Annotated in this window: 18 protein-coding genes; 8 read left to right on the top strand and 10 right to left on the bottom strand. The window is 72.4% G+C overall.

The annotated features are described in order from the left end of the window. Window positions 1-87: 87 nt before the first annotated feature. Window positions 88-1,269, top strand: coding sequence for a lactonase family protein (locus FXF51_RS39885; RefSeq protein ID WP_187414824.1), 1,182 nt, complete (start codon window positions 88-90; stop codon window positions 1,267-1,269). Here the strand turns inward: FXF51_RS39885 and FXF51_RS39880 are convergent. Both FXF51_RS39880 and FXF51_RS39875 read right to left on the bottom strand, forming a co-directional pair. Beyond that, entirely contained in the window at window positions 1,266-2,213 is a 948-nt protein-coding gene (locus tag FXF51_RS39880) for an alpha/beta fold hydrolase (RefSeq protein WP_187414823.1), read from the bottom strand. The two genes, FXF51_RS39885 and FXF51_RS39880, sit on opposite strands and share 4 nt — an antisense overlap. A 106-nt stretch (window positions 2,214-2,319) precedes the next feature. After that, the gene (locus tag FXF51_RS39875; protein WP_148439952.1) at window positions 2,320-3,027 is read right to left on the bottom strand and encodes a sulfotransferase family protein; all 708 of its coding nucleotides are present in this window, start codon (window positions 3,025-3,027) and stop codon (window positions 2,320-2,322) included. An 88-nt stretch (window positions 3,028-3,115) separates the two neighbouring features. Here FXF51_RS39875 and FXF51_RS39870 point away from each other — a divergent pair, with 88 nt between their 5' ends. After that, window positions 3,116-4,207, top strand: a complete 1,092-nt coding sequence (locus tag FXF51_RS39870; RefSeq protein WP_148439951.1) for an NAD(P)/FAD-dependent oxidoreductase — start codon at window positions 3,116-3,118, stop codon at window positions 4,205-4,207. 7 nt (window positions 4,208-4,214) lie between these two features. Here FXF51_RS39870 and FXF51_RS39865 read toward each other — a convergent pair whose 3' ends face one another. Further along, entirely contained in the window at window positions 4,215-4,841 is a 627-nt protein-coding gene (locus FXF51_RS39865; protein WP_262380125.1) for a TetR/AcrR family transcriptional regulator, read from the bottom strand. Between the two features lie 86 nt (window positions 4,842-4,927). Here FXF51_RS39865 and FXF51_RS39860 point away from each other — a divergent pair, with 86 nt between their 5' ends. The 4 genes from FXF51_RS39860 (at window position 4,928) to FXF51_RS39845 (ending at window position 8,986) form a co-directional block, all read left to right on the top strand. Continuing rightward, window positions 4,928-5,839 (top strand): aldo/keto reductase, encoded by a 912-nt coding sequence (locus tag FXF51_RS39860; RefSeq protein ID WP_148439949.1) that lies wholly within the window; start codon window positions 4,928-4,930, stop codon window positions 5,837-5,839. A 104-nt stretch (window positions 5,840-5,943) separates the two neighbouring features. After that, window positions 5,944-6,900 (top strand): D-alanine--D-alanine ligase family protein, encoded by a 957-nt coding sequence (locus FXF51_RS39855; RefSeq protein ID WP_148439948.1) that lies wholly within the window; start codon window positions 5,944-5,946, stop codon window positions 6,898-6,900. Continuing rightward, on the top strand, window positions 6,897-8,312 hold the full coding sequence (locus FXF51_RS39850) for a UDP-N-acetylmuramoyl-tripeptide--D-alanyl-D-alanine ligase (protein WP_148439947.1): 1,416 nt from the start codon (window positions 6,897-6,899) through the stop codon (window positions 8,310-8,312). The genes FXF51_RS39855 and FXF51_RS39850 overlap by 4 nt, the downstream gene beginning before the upstream one ends. Next, the gene (locus FXF51_RS39845; protein ID WP_148439946.1) at window positions 8,294-8,986 is read left to right on the top strand and encodes an aspartate/glutamate racemase family protein; all 693 of its coding nucleotides are present in this window, start codon (window positions 8,294-8,296) and stop codon (window positions 8,984-8,986) included. The genes FXF51_RS39850 and FXF51_RS39845 overlap by 19 nt, the downstream gene beginning before the upstream one ends. A gap of 140 nt (window positions 8,987-9,126) precedes the next feature. Here FXF51_RS39845 and FXF51_RS39840 read toward each other — a convergent pair whose 3' ends face one another. Then, window positions 9,127-10,119, bottom strand: coding sequence for an arsenic resistance protein (locus FXF51_RS39840; protein ID WP_262380124.1), 993 nt, complete (start codon window positions 10,117-10,119; stop codon window positions 9,127-9,129). Between the two features lie 205 nt (window positions 10,120-10,324). After that, window positions 10,325-11,191, bottom strand: a complete 867-nt coding sequence (locus tag FXF51_RS39835; RefSeq protein ID WP_148439945.1) for a helix-turn-helix domain-containing protein — start codon at window positions 11,189-11,191, stop codon at window positions 10,325-10,327. A 102-nt stretch (window positions 11,192-11,293) separates the two neighbouring features. Here FXF51_RS39835 and FXF51_RS39830 point away from each other — a divergent pair, with 102 nt between their 5' ends. Continuing rightward, window positions 11,294-11,767, top strand: a complete 474-nt coding sequence (locus tag FXF51_RS39830; protein WP_148439944.1) for a cyclophilin-like fold protein — start codon at window positions 11,294-11,296, stop codon at window positions 11,765-11,767. Window positions 11,768-11,796: 29 nt separating this feature from the next. Here FXF51_RS39830 and FXF51_RS39825 read toward each other — a convergent pair whose 3' ends face one another. Beyond that, window positions 11,797-14,547 (bottom strand): heparinase II/III family protein, encoded by a 2,751-nt coding sequence (locus tag FXF51_RS39825; RefSeq protein ID WP_148439943.1) that lies wholly within the window; start codon window positions 14,545-14,547, stop codon window positions 11,797-11,799. Between the two features lie 67 nt (window positions 14,548-14,614). Here FXF51_RS39825 and FXF51_RS39820 point away from each other — a divergent pair, with 67 nt between their 5' ends. Continuing rightward, complete coding sequence (locus FXF51_RS39820) at window positions 14,615-15,409, top strand: class I SAM-dependent methyltransferase (RefSeq protein ID WP_148439942.1); 795 nt, start codon at window positions 14,615-14,617, stop codon at window positions 15,407-15,409. Between the two features lie 129 nt (window positions 15,410-15,538). Here the strand turns inward: FXF51_RS39820 and FXF51_RS39815 are convergent, their stop codons facing one another. Genes FXF51_RS39815 through FXF51_RS63035 form a run of 4 tightly spaced genes read right to left on the bottom strand, consistent with a single transcriptional unit; the run spans window position 15,539 to window position 17,127 of the window. Beyond that, the gene (locus tag FXF51_RS39815; RefSeq protein WP_148439941.1) at window positions 15,539-15,796 is read right to left on the bottom strand and encodes a hypothetical protein; all 258 of its coding nucleotides are present in this window, start codon (window positions 15,794-15,796) and stop codon (window positions 15,539-15,541) included. Further along, a complete protein-coding gene (locus FXF51_RS39810) occupies window positions 15,775-16,236 on the bottom strand; it encodes a DMT family transporter (protein ID WP_148439940.1) in 462 nt (153 codons plus the stop codon). Before FXF51_RS39810 ends, FXF51_RS39815 begins: the two co-directional genes overlap by 22 nt. Before the next feature lie 4 nt (window positions 16,237-16,240). Beyond that, on the bottom strand, window positions 16,241-16,747 hold the full coding sequence (locus FXF51_RS39805; RefSeq protein ID WP_148439939.1) for a DMT family transporter: 507 nt from the start codon (window positions 16,745-16,747) through the stop codon (window positions 16,241-16,243). Next, window positions 16,744-17,127, bottom strand: a complete 384-nt coding sequence (locus FXF51_RS63035) for an HAD family hydrolase (RefSeq protein ID WP_262380130.1) — start codon at window positions 17,125-17,127, stop codon at window positions 16,744-16,746. Before FXF51_RS63035 ends, FXF51_RS39805 begins: the two co-directional genes overlap by 4 nt. Window positions 17,128-17,159 lie beyond the last annotated feature (32 nt).

Raw genomic sequence — 17,159 nt, 5'->3', positions numbered from 1 at the left:
GCGGCGGGGTGAAGCCGTACTGAAACGGCCCTGAAGACGCGGCGTGTTCGACTACCGGCCTGCGGACAACCCCTGATGGGAGACATCATGCGATCGACCCGTTCCCCGCGCCGGCCCGCCACGCCCGGATCCCGCCCGGCTCTGGCCGCGCTCGCCGTACTGACCGCGAGCGTGCTGCTCGCCGGCGCGCCGGCCGGAGCCGCCGCCGGCGGCGGCACGCTCTACGTCACCAACGGCGACTCCAACAACATCTCGCTGTTCAGGCTGGACCTGTCGGGAAAACCGGCGCTGGAGAAGCCGCTCATCGACACGGGGGATCAGCCGCGGCAGCTCCAGCTCTCCGCCGACGGCCGCACCGCCTACGTCGCGACGGCGCGCGACGACAGCGTCCACCAGTACCGGGTGGGCGACGACGGCAGGCTCACGGTGCTCGCGCCTCCGGTGGGGACGGGCGACTTCCCGTTCGGCAGCGTCATCGCTCCCTCGGGCAAAAATTTCTACACCGCCAACACCGAGGACGGCACCGTGTCGGCGTTCTCCGTCGGCGTGGACGGCCGCCTGTCCGAGCTGGGCGAACCCGTCTCCACCGGCGAGAACAGCCCGCGCGGCCTCGCCATGACCCCCGACGGCCGCTTCCTGTTCGTCAGCCACGGCCGCCCGGCCGTCATCCCGGACACCGGGCCGCCCGGCTTCGTCGTCGTCTTCGAGGTAGGCCCGGGGGGCAAGCTGAGCAGGCTCGGCAAGCCGGAACCGATCGAGCGCGGCGGGCAGGGCCTGTCGGTCACCCCCGACGGGCGTTACCTCTACGTCGCCTGCGAGTCGCTGACCAGCGTGTCACCCCGCCAGCTCTTCGGCTTCGCGATCGGCGCCGACGGCTCGCTCAAGGCCGTCCCCGGCTCGCCGTACACCGCGCCCGACGTGCCCTCCAGCACCGCCGTCGCGCCCGACGGCGAGCACCTGTACGTCACCAGCGGCGCACTGAACGACGACCCTGAGGCCGCCACCAAGGTCTGGGGCTTCACCATCAAGCACGACGACGGCTCGCTGAAGCCCGTCCCCAGCGCCCCGTTCGAGGCGGGACGCGGCCCGGTCGGCATCGCGCTGAGCCCCGACGGGCAGCGGGCCTACGTCAGCACGCTGCGTTCGGAGCTCCTCACGTTCGCCGTGGAGCCGGACGGCGACCTCAAGCTGATCCACGGCCCGATCAAGACCGGCGGGATGCGGCCGCTGTTCCAATCCGTCACCTTCGGCGGGATCGGTCCGCGCTAGGCGGCGAAGAACGCCAGGAGGTGGCGGTTGACCGCTTCTGGGCAGTCGAGCTGGGGCAGGTGGCCGCAGCCGTCCAGGATCTGGAGCCGGGCGTCCGGCAGCAGCCCGGCGAAGCGGTGGGCGCGCTCGACGGGCTGAACGGTGTCCTGCGCGCCCCACAACACCAGAGCGGGCGTCCTGGTGGCGGGCAGGGCGCGTTCGGTCCGCGCCCAGTCCAGGCGGCGTTCCAGCAGGTAGGTGGCGCGGATGTTGTCGTGGAAGGTCAGCGGCGCCCACCACTCGTCCACCAGCTCGCCGGTGATGCGCCCCTTGTTGACCATCATGCCCTCGACCAGCCCGCGCACGGTGGACTTGCCCGTGGAGAGCTTGACGGCCAGCTCCCCGACCACGGGGACCTTCAGGGCCTCCCACATCCAGGTGCCCGGCTCGTCCAGGCCCGTGGCGTCCAGGAGGGCGAGCCTGCTGACGCGGCCGGGGTGGCGCTGGGCGAAGGCCAGCGCCCAGCCGCCGCTCCAGGAGTTGCCCGCCAGGGCGGCCCGCCGCACGCCGACGGCGTCCATGAAGCCGGCGACGGCGGCGACCATGGCGTCCAGGTCGTAGGCGAAGCTCTGGTCCTTCAGCTCGGTGTAGCCCTGGCCGGGCAGGTCCACCGCGTAGACGGTGTGGTCGGCGGCCAGCACGCCGACCTGCTCCTTCCAGCCTACGACCGAGGTGCCGCCGGGCGACAGCAGGATCACCGGGCTGCCGGACCCCGCCCGCACGTAGTGGAAACGCGCGAGGCGGGTGTCGGCGTAGCGGGAACCGGCCTGCGCCAGGTACGGCGAGCGGAAGCCGCGGCCCTCCTCGGCCGGCTGCCAGCCGTAGGCGCCGAACAGCGCCGCGGCCACCAGCAGCGCCAGCACGGCCGCCGTCCAGCGCCGCCAGGTGTGAGACGTGCTCTTCATGATCATCCTTGCTCGTCCTCGGGGATTCCCGGTCTGGACGGGCAGGCGGCCGCCGCCGTGACAGGTGCGGCAAGTGATCCAGGACACACGCCGGCGGCGCGGGGCGTCAGCTCGCGGGGTGGAACGGAAGCCCGATGTTCTCCCCCTGCAGCAGCCTGTCGATCGACTGCTCCATCACCTTGCTGTCGTTCAGGTGCGGGAACGGCTCCCCGGCGGGGACGTCCACGCCCAGGAAGCGGCAGAGCGGCTCCCACCCTTCCCGCACGTCGAACACCAGCAGCCGCTCGGGCGGCAGGCTCTCCTGCACCGTGGCCACGTGCCGCTCGAACGCCAGGAGGCTGTCCTTCTCGTCGAGAGGCTCGCCGAAGGCCCGGTCGCTGCCCAGCCCCTCCCGGATCATGCGTTCGAGCAGCGGACGGGTGGTGTTCATGTTCTCGACCAGCGGGGCCATCTCCGGTGCGAGCTTGTCGGCCTGTAACCGCGCGGGCCCGTTGGCGATGAGCGCCTGCATGCTCGCGATCCAGGTGTGCGGGTCGCGTACCGTGAGGACCACCTTGGCCTCCGGGTACGCGGCAGCCAGCTCGCGCCAGAAGAACGAGGCCGGCCAGTCCACGGCGGAATGGAAGCCCTCGAACACGTGGTCCCAGTCCGGCACCGTGCCGGGGTCGGCCAGGGGCGCCCACCGCCGCGCCCTGTCGGGGTCGGACCCGACGTCGAACATGTGGTGGCAGGGCCCGAAGCCCAGCCGCTCCAGTGCCGCCTTCATCGAGCTCGTACCGGTGCGCGGGAATCCCGCGCCGATCACGTTCAGCATGTCGTTCCTCCATGCGGTGTCGGCTTGGGTCGATCATGGTGGTGTGATCATGGCCCTGGCAACGCCTGTACGTGGGTAGGAAGTCCTCATGGGAAAGAGGGTCGCCGTCATCGGAGTGGGCATCCTCGGGGCCGCCGTGGGCTGGAACCTGTCCCGGCAGGGCGCCGAAGTGATCCTCATCGACGCCGCCCAGCCGGGCGAAGGCGTCACCAACTGGTCCTTCTCGTGGGTCAACGCCAGCAACAAGACCGTGAGCAGGGCCTACTACAACCTGAACGTCGCAGGCATGGCGGCCTATCGCGAGCTGGCCGCCGCCATCGGGCCGGACTCCTGGTGGTACCCCAGCGGTCACCTGCGCTGGACGGACGACCCGGCGGCGGAGGCCAGGCTCCTGGAGACCGCCGAACTGCTGGCCGCCTGGGACTACGGGGTGGAGGTGTGCACGGGGGCCGAGGCGCGGCGGCTCGAACCCGGCCTCGCGGTGCCCGGCGAGGCGCCGGTCGTGCTCTACCCCGACGAGGCGTGGGTGCACGGGCGCCGTCTCGTCGGCCGCCTGGTCGGCCAGACAGCCGCCGAGCGGCGGTTCGGGGCCGGGGTCCGCGAGATCGGCACCGGCGCCGACGGGAGCGTCAGGGCGGTCGTGCTGTCCGACGGCAGCCGTCTCGGCGTGGACGCCGTCGTGAACGCGGCGGGCCCCAGCGCTTCCCAGGTCGCCGAGCTGGTCGGGCGGCGCCTGCCGATGCGCAGGGAACCCGGCGTCGTCACCCGGCTCAGCTGTGCGGAGGTCCCGATCGGGCGGGCCATGCACGCGCCGCACGTCGAGATCCGCCCTGACGGGGACGCCTCCGTGGTGCTGCACAGCCGCGAGATCGACGCGCTCATCGACACGGGCGAGGAGCCCGCGGAGCTCGGGCGGCTGCTGCACGCCTCGGCGCGGCGCGTCGTTCCCGGGCTGGGCGGCGCGCGCATCGCGGAGACGCGGGTGGCTTTCCGGCCCATCCCGGGCGACGGGTTTCCCTCGGTGGGGGCGGTGCCGTCCGTGCCGAGCTACTACGAGGCGGTCACGCACAGCGGGATCACGCTCGGGCCGGTGGCCGGACGGCTGCTCGCCGCGGAGATCCTCGGCGGGAGGCGGGACGACCTGCTGGACGGCTTCCGCCCCGAGCGGTTCGCACCATGACCGGCGATCAGGGTCCTGCGGCGGCTCCCGGGCGGAGCGCGTCGGTGAGGAGGTCGAGCAGGCGGCCGATCTGCTCGTCGGGGGCGCCGCCCGCGATGGCGACGAACACGCCGATGAGCATCGTGGTGACGTCGTCCGGGTCCACGTCCGCGCGGAGGGTGCCCGCCTCGGCGCCCCGTTCCAGGATGGCGGCGATCGTGGCGGTGACCCGTTCGCGTGAGGGCGGGGCGATGCGTCCGGAGGCGAAGCCCGCGCGCAGCGTCTCCATCATCCCGCGCTTGGTGGCGACGAACGCGGCGTAGCGGCCCATCCAGGCCCGCAGGGCGACGTCGGCGGGGTGCTGCCCGAGCAGGGCGGGGACGCTCGCGGTGACGGCGTCGAGCTCGGCGGCGTAGACCGCGTCCACGAGGTCCTCGCGGGTGGGGAAGTGGCGGTACAGGGTGCCGATGCCGACTCCGGCCTGGCGGGCGATCGACTCCAGCGCGACGGGGCCGTCGGCTGCCGCGAAGGCGGCCTGGGCGGCGGCGATGAGCTTGTCGCGGTTGCGCCGCGCGTCCCGGCGGACCGGCCGGTCGGCGGGCTCCGGCGAGCCTGGCGGGCTGTGGGGCGGTGGCGGCGTGGCGGGACCGGTCAAAACGGAGGCACCTCCGGTAGTGCTACGGTGGATGTAACGGAGGTCCCTCCGTTTTGCTGGCATTCTCTCACGAGAGCAGGTACTCCATGATGTCCCATCCCGCCCCGCGTCCCGGAGGCCCCGGCGAGCTGGCCGGACGCACGGTCGCGCGCGTCGGCTACGGCGCGATGCAGCTCGCCCGCCTGCACGACGACCGCCCTGCCGCCGTGGCCGTGCTGCGCCACGCGCTGGACCTCGGCGCCGACCACGTGGACACCGCCCAGTTCTACGGCGACGGCTTCGTCAACGAGATCATCCGCGAGGCGCTCAGGCCTGCGGACGACGTCCTGATCGTCAGCAAGGTCGGCGCCGTCTCCGATCCCGGCGGCCCTGCCCCGCTGCGCGTGGCGCAACGTCCAGAGGAGCTGCGCGCCGGTGTCGAGGAGAACCTGACCACGCTCGGGCTGGAGCGGATCCCGGTCGTCAACCTGCGCCGCATGGACGCGGGCGTCACCGTCCCCGCCCCCGCGGACCAGGTGGTGGACCTCGACGACCAGCTCGCGGAGCTGATCGCGCTGCGCGAGGCGGGCAAGATCGGCGCGATCGGGCTGAGCAGCGTGACCGGCGACATCCTGCGCCGCGCCCTGCCCGCCGGCATCGTGTGCGTGCAGAACGCCTACAGCCTGGTGTCCCGCGACGAGGAGGACGTGCTCCGGCTGTGCGAGGCGGAGCGGATCGCCTGGGTGCCGTACTTCCCCCTCGGCGGCGCGCTGCCGGGCATGGCGAAGGTGACCGACGAGCCGGCCGTGCTCGCCGCCGCCGACCGCCTGGGGTGCACCCCGGCGCAGGTCGCGCTGGCCTGGCTGCTCCACCTGTCCCCTCGGGCGCTGCTCATCCCGGGCACCGCCGACGTGAGCCACCTGGAGGCGAACCTGGCGGCCGGCGCGATCACCCTCGACGAGGAGACCCTGGCCGCGCTCGACGCGATCCCGTCCCGCCCGTTCGCCTTCCCGCACTGAGCAGAACCCCGCCGTGACACAGCCATGACACAGCGATGACGAGGCGCGGATACGACCAGCCGACAGTGGAGGGGATCAGTTCCACCGAGGAAGGCTGAAAGATCGTGACTGAACGCTTGCGCGTGGCTGTGCTGGCAGGCGGCCCGTCCGCCGAGCACGAGGTGTCGTTACAGTCGGCGCAGGCCGTGCTCGACGCGCTGCCGAGAGACCGGTACGAGCCCATCGCCGTGATCATCGACCGGCAGGGCAGATGGCCGGTGGAGCTGCGGCGAGAGCCGGTGGACGTGGTCTTCCCCGTGCTGCACGGTCCGTTCGGCGAGGACGGCGTCGTGCAGGGACACCTGGAGACGCTGGGCCTCCCGTACGTGGGCTGCGGCGTGCTGGCCTCGGCCGTGGCGATGGACAAGGTCGCGATGCGGCGCGCGTTCCTGGCGGAGGACATCCCCGTCACCCCGCACGTGTGGTTCACCGAGCACGAGTGGCGCACCACCACGGACCCGTGGGGGCTGGTGAAGCCGCTCGACTGGCCGATGTACGTCAAACCGGCCAACATGGGCTCCTCCATCGGCATCTCGCGGGTCACCTCGATGGCGGAGCTGCGCGCGGGGGTGGACGCGGCGCTGGCCCACGACCGGGTGGTCGTCGTCGAGCAGGGCGTGTCGGCGCGGGAGCTCATCTGCGGCGTGCTGGGCGGCTACGACGCGCCTGAGGTGTCGGTGCCGGGTGAGCTGATCGTGCCGGGGGAGTGGCTCGACTACGAGGCCAAGTACCTCAGCCCGGCCGAGATCGCCACGATCCCGGCCGTGCTGCCGGAACGGGTGGCCGGGGAGGTGCGGGAGCTGTCGCTGCGCGCGTTCCGGGCGATCGGCGGTTACGGCCTGTCCCGGGTCGACTTCCTGTACGAGGAGGGGACGGGGCGGCTGTACGTCGGGGAGATCAACACCATGCCCGGGTTCACGGCCCGTTCCGTGTACGCGAGGGCGTGGGCCGCGAGCGGCGTCCCGTACGGGGAGCTGTTGCGGCGGCTGATCGACCTGGCACTGGTCAGGAGCGGCTCGTGATCCCCATGACGTTGCGGGAGATCGCCGAGGTGACCGGCGCGCGGCTCGCGGACGTGCCTGACCCGGAGGCGCTGGTGACGGCGCCTTCGGCGGTGGACTCGCGTGAGGTGGCGCCCGGCGGGCTGTTCGCCGCGACGGCGGGCGCCCGCGTGGACGGTCACGACTACGCGGAGCGGGCGGTCGCCGGCGGTGCCGTCGCCGTGCTGGCCTCCAGGCCCGTCGGCGTGCCCGCCCTGGTGGCCGAGGATGTCCAGGCCGCGCTCGGCCTGCTGGCCAGGCACGTGCTCGGACGCATCAGCCCGGTCGTGATCGGGCTGACCGGGTCGGTGGGCAAGACCACGACCAAGGACCTGCTGGCGCAGGTGCTCGAACGGCACGGTGCGACGGTCGCCACCGACAGGTCGTTCAACAACGAGCTCGGCTTGCCGCTCACGGTGCTGCGTGCCGACGCCGCGACCCGGTACCTGGTGCTGGAGATGGGCGCGGGCCGCAAGGGCGACCTGACGTACCTGACCGGCCTCGCGCCGCCCCGGGTCGGGCTGGTGCTGAACGTCGGCTCCGCGCACGTGGAGCGGATGGGCGGCGGGCTGGCGGACGTGGCCCAGGCCAAGGGCGAGCTGGTCGAGGCGCTGGCGGCGGACGGGATCGCGGTGCTCAACGCCGACGATCCGTACGTGGCGGCGATGGAAGCCCGCACCAGGGCCGGGGTCGTGTGGTTCGGCAGGTCGGCGCGCGCGTCGGTGCGGGCCGAGGGGGTGCGCCTGGACGATCGGGCACGCGCCGCGTTCGAGCTGGTGACACCGTCCGGTCGGGCCGCGGTCGGGCTCGACCTCATGGGCGAGCACCAGGTGGGCAACGCCCTGGCGGCTGCCGCCGTCGCGAGCGCGCTGGGGCTGGACGTCGCGGACATCGCCCAAGGGCTGAACGCGGCGCGGCGGCGGTCCGGAGGGCGGCTGGAGATCGTCGAACGGCCCGACGGCGTCACCGTGGTCAACGACGCGTACAACGCCAATCCCGAGTCGATGAGGGCCGGGCTGCGGGCGGTGCGGGCGCTGGCGGGCGGTCGTCGTACCGTGGCGGTGCTCGGCGCGATGGGGCAGCAGGCGCAGGCTTCGCGCGCCCGGCACGCGGAGATCGGCGCGCTCGTCGCCGAGCTGGGCTTCACCGTGCTGATCGCGGTCGGCGAGGGGGATCCGCGCGCGATGGCGGAGGCGGCGCGGGCCGCCGGCCAGGGCGTGGCCGTGCACACGGTGGAGGACGTGGCCGGGGCCGTCGGGCTGGCCGTGGCGTTGCTGGAGCCGGGGGACGTGGTGTTCGTGAAGGCGTCCAGCGAGATCGGGCTCAGCGCCTGCGCCCGTGCGCTGTCCGGCGCGAGTCAGGGGAACGGAGTCTCATGCGCACCATTGGGCTGATCGGCGGGTTGAGCTGGGAGTCGACGGTGATCTACTACCAGATCATCAACCAGCGCGTACGGGAGCGGCTCGGCGGCAGCCATTCCGCCAACAGCCTCATCTGGTCGGTCGACTACACGACGGTCGAGGACCTCGTCTTCGCGGGCCGCTGGGACGAGGTGAGCAGGATGCTGACGGGGGCGGGCAGGAAACTGGAGGAGGCGGGCGCCGAGGTGCTGCTGGTCTGCAGCAACACCTTCAGCCGGGTGAGTGACGACGTGGCGCGGGCCGCGAGCGTGCCCGTGCTGCACATCGCCGACGTCGTGGCCGCGCAGGCCCGCGCGAGAGGGATGCGCAGGGTCGGGCTGCTGGGCACGCGGTTCACCATGGAGCAGCCGTTCTACCGGGACCGGCTGGCCGCCCAGGGCTTCGAGGTGGTGGTGCCGCCGCGTGAGCAGCGGGAGCTGGTCCATCGGGTGATCTTCGAGGAGCTGGTGCGCGGGGTGCTGCGGGAGTCGTCCAGGGACGCGTTCGCCCGGATCGTCGCCGGCCTGGCTGACGCCGGAGCGGAGGGGGTGATCCTCGGCTGCACGGAGATCGAGCTGCTGATCAGCGAGAAGGACACCGCCGTCCCCGTGTTGCCGAGCGCCAGGCTGCACGCCGAGGAGGCGGCCTGCTTCGCGCTCGGCGGGTGAGGCACTGCCGGGCAGGCGGTAGAGCTCCTCCAGCACGGCGCGCGACCGGAAGCGGATGCCGCTGGGATCGACGCGAAGATGGCCGAGCTGGCGGCGGTCCGGAGCGCGGCGGCGCAGAGCCTGCGCGACTGCCGGGCCGGTCACTGCCGGTCCGGGCCTGACCACGGCAGCCTGGGCACCAGGCGGACGTAGACGACCATGCCCACCACCTCCACCAGGGTCTGGGCGACCACGACGACCGAGGCGACGGCGAGCCGGTCGGGCAGGGCCAGCGCGAGCGGCAGCACGACCAGGCTGTTGCGGGTGGCGCCGGTGAAGACGACCGCCCGGCCGGCGGGCGCGTCCAGGCGGAACAGGCGGGCCACGGCGAGCCCCGCGCCGGCCATCACGACCAGGAACAGCACGTAGAACGGCACCACGGCGGCGACCGCGTCCAGGTTGCCGTCCAGCTCCGGCACCTGGGAGGCGACCACGGTGATCAGGGTGACGGCCATCAGCGGCACCATCGCCGTCCCCGCCCCCTTCGCGAGTGCGCGCCCGGCGGGGCGGCGGGCCGCCCACGCCTGCGTCAGCCAGGCCAGCGTCAGCGGGATGACGATCAGCACCGCGAACGCCCGCACGAACGGCCCAGGCTCGACCACGGAGGCCAGGCCGGCGCCCATGAACGCCACCAGCAGCACCGGCAGCACGGCCATCTGGGCGAGCAGGAGCAGCGGGGTGGCGGCCAGCAACCGCTGGGCGTCACCCCCGGCCAGGCCGGTGAAGACGATCACGTAGTCGACGCACGGCGTCAGCAGCACCAGCAGCACGCCCAGCCGTACCGCCTGGTCGGCGGGCAGGAAGGCGAACATGGCGGCGACGACGAGCGGCACGACGGCGAAGTTCACCGTCAGCGCCGCCGCCAGGAACCGTCCCGCGCGCAGCGACCGCACCAGCTCGGCGGCGGGCACCTGGAGGAACGTCACGTACAGCAGAGCCGCCAGCACGGGATTGATCGCGTGCTCCAGCGCCGGGCCCAGGCCGGGAGCGGCCCAGCCCGCCGCGCCGCCGGCGGCGATCGCGCCCACGTAGACGGCGACCTGCCGCCGCTCCATCTCCGCGACCAGGCCCGGCCCCCGCGGGTCGGCGCTCACCGGTGGTCGCGCAGGTGGACGTCGCTGACCCGGATGACGGGCGAAGTGGTCGGCATGGTGGTTCTCCTCGTCGTGCTGTACGGCTCAACCCGGCCGGTGGGCCGCACTGTTCCCGGCGGGCTGCTGGTTTACCGGGCGGCCTGCTCGGCAAGGGGCACTGCTGCTCTGCTCACCGCACAGGCCCCTGACCCGGACCTTCCCGCGGTCAGCGGGTCTCGGCGGGCGGCCGGGTGGCCGCCCAGGAGGCCAGCAGCCGCAGCGCGTCCTCGGAGGGGGAGCCGGGCTCGGCGGCGTAGATCGTCATCGATAGGCCGGGGTCGGCCCGCAGGTCCATGCTCTCGTAGGTGAGGGTGAGATCGCCGACGGCGTGGTGGTGGAAGTGCTTGACGCCGGTGCCGTGGGTGCGGACGTTGTGCGCCGCCCACCGGCGGCGGAAGTCGTCGCTGCGGGTGGACAGCTCGCCCACCAGGTCGTGCAGGCCCTTGTCGTGCGGGTCCTTCCCGGCGGCGGTGCGCAGGTTGGCCACGGTCATGTCGGCGGCCAGGTCCCAGTCGGGGTAGAAGCGGCGGGCGGCGCCGTCGAGGAAGGTGAAGCGGGCGAAGTTCGGCGGCAGGGCCGGGTCGGTGTGGACGTCGCAGTACAGGGCGCGGCCGAGGTGGTTGGCGGCCAGCAGATCCGACCGGTCGTTGCCAATGATGGCCGGGGCGGTGGTGATGGTGTCGAGCATCCACTGCAGGCCGGGGCGTGCCACCGGCTGCTTCGGCCGGCGGCGGCGCAGGATGGCGTTGCTGCCGTCGGCCTCGCGCGCCAGGCGCAGCAGATGGGCGCGTTCGGCGTCGTCCAGGTGCAGGGCGCGGGCCAGCGCGTCCAGGACGCCGGCCGACACGCCCGCCAGGTGGCCGCGTTCGAGCTTGGCGTAGTACTCCACGCTCATCCCGGCCAGGGCGGCGACCTCGCTGCGGCGCAGCCCGGGGACGCGGCGCTGCCCGGCGACGGGCAGCCCCGCCTGCGCGGGCGTGATCTTGGCGCGGCGCGAGGTGAGGAATTCGCGCACTTCGGACCGGTTGTCCATGCCTTGACCGTACGCTGGTCCGGGCGCGGCGTGGGATGCACTGTCAGTACACCCATCAGCAGTGACTCCCCAGCCCCGGCCCGCTCGGCTGTGCTGGACGCCATGACCGACGTTGTGACCGCCCGGCTCCGCCGCCTGGCCTGCGCTCTGCTGACCGCCGTCCTGGCCGGGTGCGCGCCTCCGCCCACCACCCGCCCGCAGGCGGCCGTCACCGCGGGGACGGCTCTGGTGCTGCGGGTCGGCGGCCACGCCGGCACCGGCACGCCTCCGTCACGGCAGTTCGCCGCGATGCTGCCGCTGACCCTTCGGCTGACGGACGCGTGGGGGCAGGCCAAGGTGGGGCGCCTGCCGCAGGCCATCACGGCCAGGGACGGGGCCGCGGTGCGCGATCCCGTCCCTGGCGAGGTCTACTTCTGGCCGTCGAACGGGATGATCGCCGTCTACTACGACGATCTCGGCCAGACCGTGCCCGACCCGGGCCTGGTCCGGCTCGGCGTCGTCAGCGCCGGGCTGGACAGGCTGGCCTCGGCGGGTGGCCAGGTCACGGTCCGGTTCGAGTCCCGGTTGGAGCCTTGAGGTCAGGCGGCGGCTCCCGGTGCTTGAGGTCAGGCGGCGGCGTAGACGAGGGAGCCCGCGCGTTCGAAGGGCACGGCCACGCCGTTGAGCACCACCTTGGTGGCGTCCGGCGCCGAGATCGCGATGGCCTCGGCCGGGTCGGTGCTCGCGGTCAGCCCGCTGCCGTCGATGCGCACGGTGCCGTCCGCGCCGAACGTCACGGCCAGGTCCGCGACCGGGGCCGGCGCCTTGACCAGGGTCACGCCGTCGCGCGCGAGCGACGAGCCGTCCACCATCACGATCGACCCGGCATCGGCGTGCAGCAGCTTGCCGTCGAAGGCGTAGGAGCCGAACGTGCGCGGCGCCTTCGCGGCCCACGACTTGTAGTAGACCCCCGCGCCGCCGCTCAGGCTCAGCGCCGTCGCCTCGTACGGCTCCGCGCCGGCCACCGGCAGCCGTTCCACCGTCACCGAGGTGTCGGCCGCGCCCTTGGACGGAACCAGGAGGGTGTCGAAGGCCGTCTGCCCCTTGCCCGTCCTGACGTAGGAGGCGTACTTCGCGTTCTCCACCGAGTAGAAGCGCGGCGCGTAGTAGCCGTCCCGCAGGCTGGAGGCCACCTCGCCGGGGTCGGCGGGGACGATCGTGAGGTTCGCGCCCGCCGGGAAGGCGGTTGTCGTCGCCTCCGTTCCGGCGCGGAGCGCGGGGTCGGCGGCGGGGGCGAGATGCCAGTTCTGCTCGTAGCGGTGCTCCTTGGCGCTGTCGGCGGGCTTGAGCCGGTCGGAGACCACCCACAGGCTCGAGTGCAGCGACAGGACGGAACGCTCGTGGCGGACGCCGGCGGAGCTCTCGGTGTTCGCGCCGATCAGGTCGAAGGCCGGGTTGCCGATCAGGTGCGAGATCCCGCCGGCCGCGGTCGAGGTCTGCGCCTGGTCGTCGATCTCGATCGTGTTGTGCGCCTCGGTGGTGGCCCGCAGCCACTTCGAGCGGGCGTCGGTGCTGTAGGTGAAGGTGCCCATGTCGGGCAGGAGCGGGCGGCCGTAGGCGTAGGCGGTGATCGCCAGCTCGTCCGGGTGGCTGTGGTTGCCGCGGTCGGCGTTGATCCGCAGGTGGGAGTCGGCGGCGGTCCAGCCGGAGCGGGAGATCGCGACCCGGGTGTCCGGGTAGAGCGCCGAGGTGTGCGCGGGCTTCTGGCCCGACTTGCCGGACGTGCCGACGTAGAGGAGTTCGGGGTCGCCGAGCAGCTCGCCCAGCTTCTGCAGGGTGCCGCGCAGGTCGAGGGAGTCGCTGTCGCCGTAGGCCGGGCCGTACCCGCTGGGGTAGCTCTGGTCCATGAGGAAGCGGCCGAGCTGCCGCAGCTTGGCGGTGGCGGTGAACGTGATGCCGTTGCGCCGCATGAAGGCGACGACGTCCACGTACTGGCTCAGATAGCCCCGCAGGTAGGCGTCGGTGGACTCCTTGTAGCCGCCGTCGGCGTAGGTGGAGTCGCTGAGCTGGGCCGACAGGAAGCCGGCGGCGTTGGTGCGCCACGCGGGCGCGACGCGGAACTCGGGGAAGTAGACCGAGGCGTGCAGCAGCGTGATCTTCTGCGACTGCATCTTGTTCGGCGTGCCGTTCACGTTCACCTGCAGGTACAGGCCCGCCCGGTTCATCGTCTTGAGGATCGCCGTGTTGGCCTCGGCCGTCAGTGACGGGCTCTTGCGCAGGATCTCGTAGGCGGCGATCCAGTTGTGCAGGCGGCGGGCGGCGTGCAGGTTGCCCGGGTAGGAGCCTGCGCCCTGGTCGGCGTCGTAGCCGTCGGCGTCCTTGATGAAGTCGGTCATCAGGCCGATCAGCGTGCGGGCGTACCGCTCGTCGCCGGTCTTGCGGTACTCCAGGGCCAGCGGGCCGGCGAAGTAGAAGCGGGGCAACTGGTAGAAGTACTCCATGTCGGCGCCGGCGGGCAGCTTCCAGTCGAAGCCACCGGGGTCGCCCTCCCAGGAGAAGGTGTTCTGCACCGTGTTGGACCAGGTGCGGGTGGCCTCGTCGAAGGTCTCGGCGTTGCCGAACAGCATGAGGTCCTTCGCGGAGTCGGCCGAGCCGGTCAGTGTCAGCTCCGCCTTCTTCACGCCTGTGACGCCGTCGAGGTCGAAGCGCAGGTACGCCTTGCGCGTCTCGTCGCTGAACGCCGCCGCGCCCTGGTCGCTGACCTGCATGGAGTACTTGGCGCCGTAGACGCCGGCCGGATGCGCCGCCCAGATGTAGGTGTCGTGCGAGGGGTTGAGCGTACGCGTGGAGCCGTCGGCCAGGGTCAGCCGCAGGGCGGGCTTGCCGGACCCCTTGCTCCTGCTGTTGATGAGGGCGATCACCGGATCCTTGTAGCGGCTCATCAGGAAAAATCCGGACTTACCGCTGTTGATGCTGCTGGTGACGTCGGCCGCGACCGTGGTCTCTCCCGGGCCGAACGTGAGCGTCCTGACGTAGACCTCGCCCGAGCCGAGCGTCCAGATGTGGTCGGCGGTCAGCTCGATCGCGCCCGGCCACGTCGTGTGCGAGAAGCTCCCGGCCTCGATGGCGGGGCGCGCGCGGTAGTAATCCAGCAGTCGCTGCTTGGCCAGCGCGTAGTTGCCCGCCTTGACCGCCGTCTCCACGGGCTTCAGGTCCGTCAGCGCGTAGTTCAGCCGCGGGCCCACCGTCCAGGCGCCGGACGTCCACCTGCCGAAGAAGCCCGCGTCGGACAGTGCCGCAGCGGCGGCCGGAGGGGCGGGCACCAGGAACGCGGAGAGCAGAATGAGGACGGCGAGTCGCCGCCACGTGGCAGACATGCGCGCAAATGTAGGGACGTGCGGTATATCCCGGGTATGTCGCGGTAGTGATCGTTAGGGTGTGACGATGGAACGCTCAGCCGACATACACGTGACCACCGGGCATCCTTCATGGGTCTCGGCCGCCACCGGGCCCGTGGATCCGGCCCAGGTGAACAACTACGACGCCTTCGCCGAGGCGTACTCGGCGGAGACCGAGAACAACATCATGAACGCGTACTGGGCGCGCCCCGCCATCATGGCACTCGCCGGAGACGTCTCCGGCCGCCGGGTCCTGGACGTCGGCTGCGGCTCGGGCCCCCTGGCCGCCGCGCTGCGCGACCGCGGCGCCGTCGTCACCGCCACCGACTTCAGCGCCGGGATGCTGGCGCTGGCCAGACGGCGGCTCGGCGACGACGCCGACCTGCGCCTCGCCGACCTGCGCGACCCTCTGCCGTTCGACGACGGCTCCTTCGACGACGTGGTCGCGTCGCTGGTGCTGCACTACCTGAAGGACTGGGGGCCGGCGCTGGCCGAGATCCGCCGTGTGCTCAGGACGGGCGGGCGGCTCATCATGTCGGTGCACCACCCGTACGTGGATCACGTGAGCCAGCCCCCTCCCCGGCCCAGCTACTTCTCCACCACCAGCTTCACCGACGAGTGGACGTTCGGCGGGAAGTCGTACCCGATGACGTTCTGGCGTCGGCCGCTGCACGCGATGATCGACGCGTTCGCCGCCGCTGGTTTCCGGGTCGCGGTCCTCGACGAGCCGCAGGTCGATCCGGCGGCCCGTGAGCTGTTCCCTGACGAGTATCCCGATTACGAGGGCAAGGTTGGGTTTGTGGCTTTTGTCCTTGAGGCGCTCGAGCCCGGCGAGTCATGACCCGAGGTGCGGACGCCGGGCAGGATGTCGCGCAGCTCGGCCTCCATGCTCTTCCCGGCCCTGACCACGGCCACGGCGCACACGTCCGTCGCGTGCCGGAGCCCCGGTAGGTGGCGCCCACCGGCGTGGTCACGTCGTGCTCGGTGAACGAGAGCCGGTCCAGGCCCGCCTCCAGCAGTTGGCCTCGGTGACGTGCTGGTCCGGCTTGGGCGCCTCCAGGCCGGAGCCGTAGGAGGTGAGTTTCGCGTACGCGTCGTAGTACGCCCTGATCCCGGCGGCCAGGGCGACGACGGCGTGCTTGGCGTGGTTGGTCAGATGGCCGTTGAACTCGATGTGGTAGGTGCGGTCGTTCAGTAGTTCGTCGATCACTTCTTCTCTGTTGGGCACTTGCTGATCTCCCTTTGCCGGAGACGGGCCGTTAGGCGGGGCAGGCTGAGCCCCAGGAGCACGAGCGCCACGCCGGCGATCCTGATCGGCGCGGGCAGCGTGCGCTGCTGGACGCAGTCGATCACCACGGCGGACAGCACCTGCCCGCTGATCACCAGCACGGACGCGCTCATGGCGCCCAGCCTCGGGAACACGTAGCTGTTGACGGCCACGAACAGCGCGCCGATCACGCCGCCCGCGTAGGCGGCGACGGGCACGTCCGTGAGGTCCGGCCACACGCGCAGGACGAGCAGGACGGCGCTCAGGAAGACGAAGCCCACCACGTGGTTCCACACGGAGGCCCTGAACGCGCCCGCCCGGGTGCTGAGCTGGCCGTTGATGGTGCGGCTCGCGCCGATGAGCACGCCGTTGACCAGCGCGAGAATAACGAAGAAGAGCACGGCGTCACGCTCCGCCGAGCACGATCAGCACGCTGCCGGCGAGCACGCACCCGGCGACCGCCAGGTCCGTGCCCGTGACGCGGCGCTTGGGGGTGCGCAGCAGACCCAGGTGGTCGGCGGCGGTGCCGAAGACCACCTGGCCGGTGAGCATCAGGGCGATCGTCCCCGCCAGGGCCAGCTCACTGTTGACGGCGACGGCGGACAGGACGACGACGAGCGCGCCGGGGATGCCGCCCAGGTAGAACCAGAGCGGCGTCCTGCCCGCGTCCGGGATCGGGGCGGGGCGGCGCCGGGCGAAGAGCAGGACCAGGGCGAACGCCACCACGGCGCCGACCCCGTGCGCGGCCCACGAGGCGTAGAAGGCGTCGGTGTGGCGGGCCAGCACGGCGTTGGCCTGCGTCATCAGGGTCAGCAGCACGCCGCCCGCGATGGCCAGCAGCCAGTCGAGCGCCCGCCCGCCCGTCACCGTCTCGGAGGCGGCGGGCGGCTGGTGGGGGTCGCGTCCGGTCATCTCGCCACCCCCTCAGGCGTGGGGCGGAAGGCGGTGGTGAGCTGGGCGACGACCTCGCCGAAGGAACCGGCGAACCCGGTGGGCGCGGCGGCGGCCAGCTCGTCGCGGCTCTGGACACCGTACGTGACGGCGATCGAGCGCATGCCCGCGCCGTGGGCCATGTGAATATCGTGCACGGTGTCACCTACTACCACGGCGTCCCGGGCCGTCACCCGCAGGGTCCGCAGCACCAGCTCTCCCGAGTCGGGATGCGGCTTCGGCCTGGCCACCTCGTCCGCGCCCACCACCAGCGCGAACCGTTCGCGCAGCCCGGCCGCACGCGGCAACGCCTCGGCGCCGGCGTGGAACTTGCTGGTGGCCACGGCCGAGGTGACGCCCAGGCCGCGCAGCTCACCTCGCCCGTCACCAGCTC

Source organism: Nonomuraea sp. PA05 (assembly GCF_008086045.1).
GTDB lineage: Bacteria > Actinomycetota > Actinomycetes > Streptosporangiales > Streptosporangiaceae > Nonomuraea > Nonomuraea monospora.
This window is presented reverse-complemented; position numbering and strand designations above follow the sequence as displayed.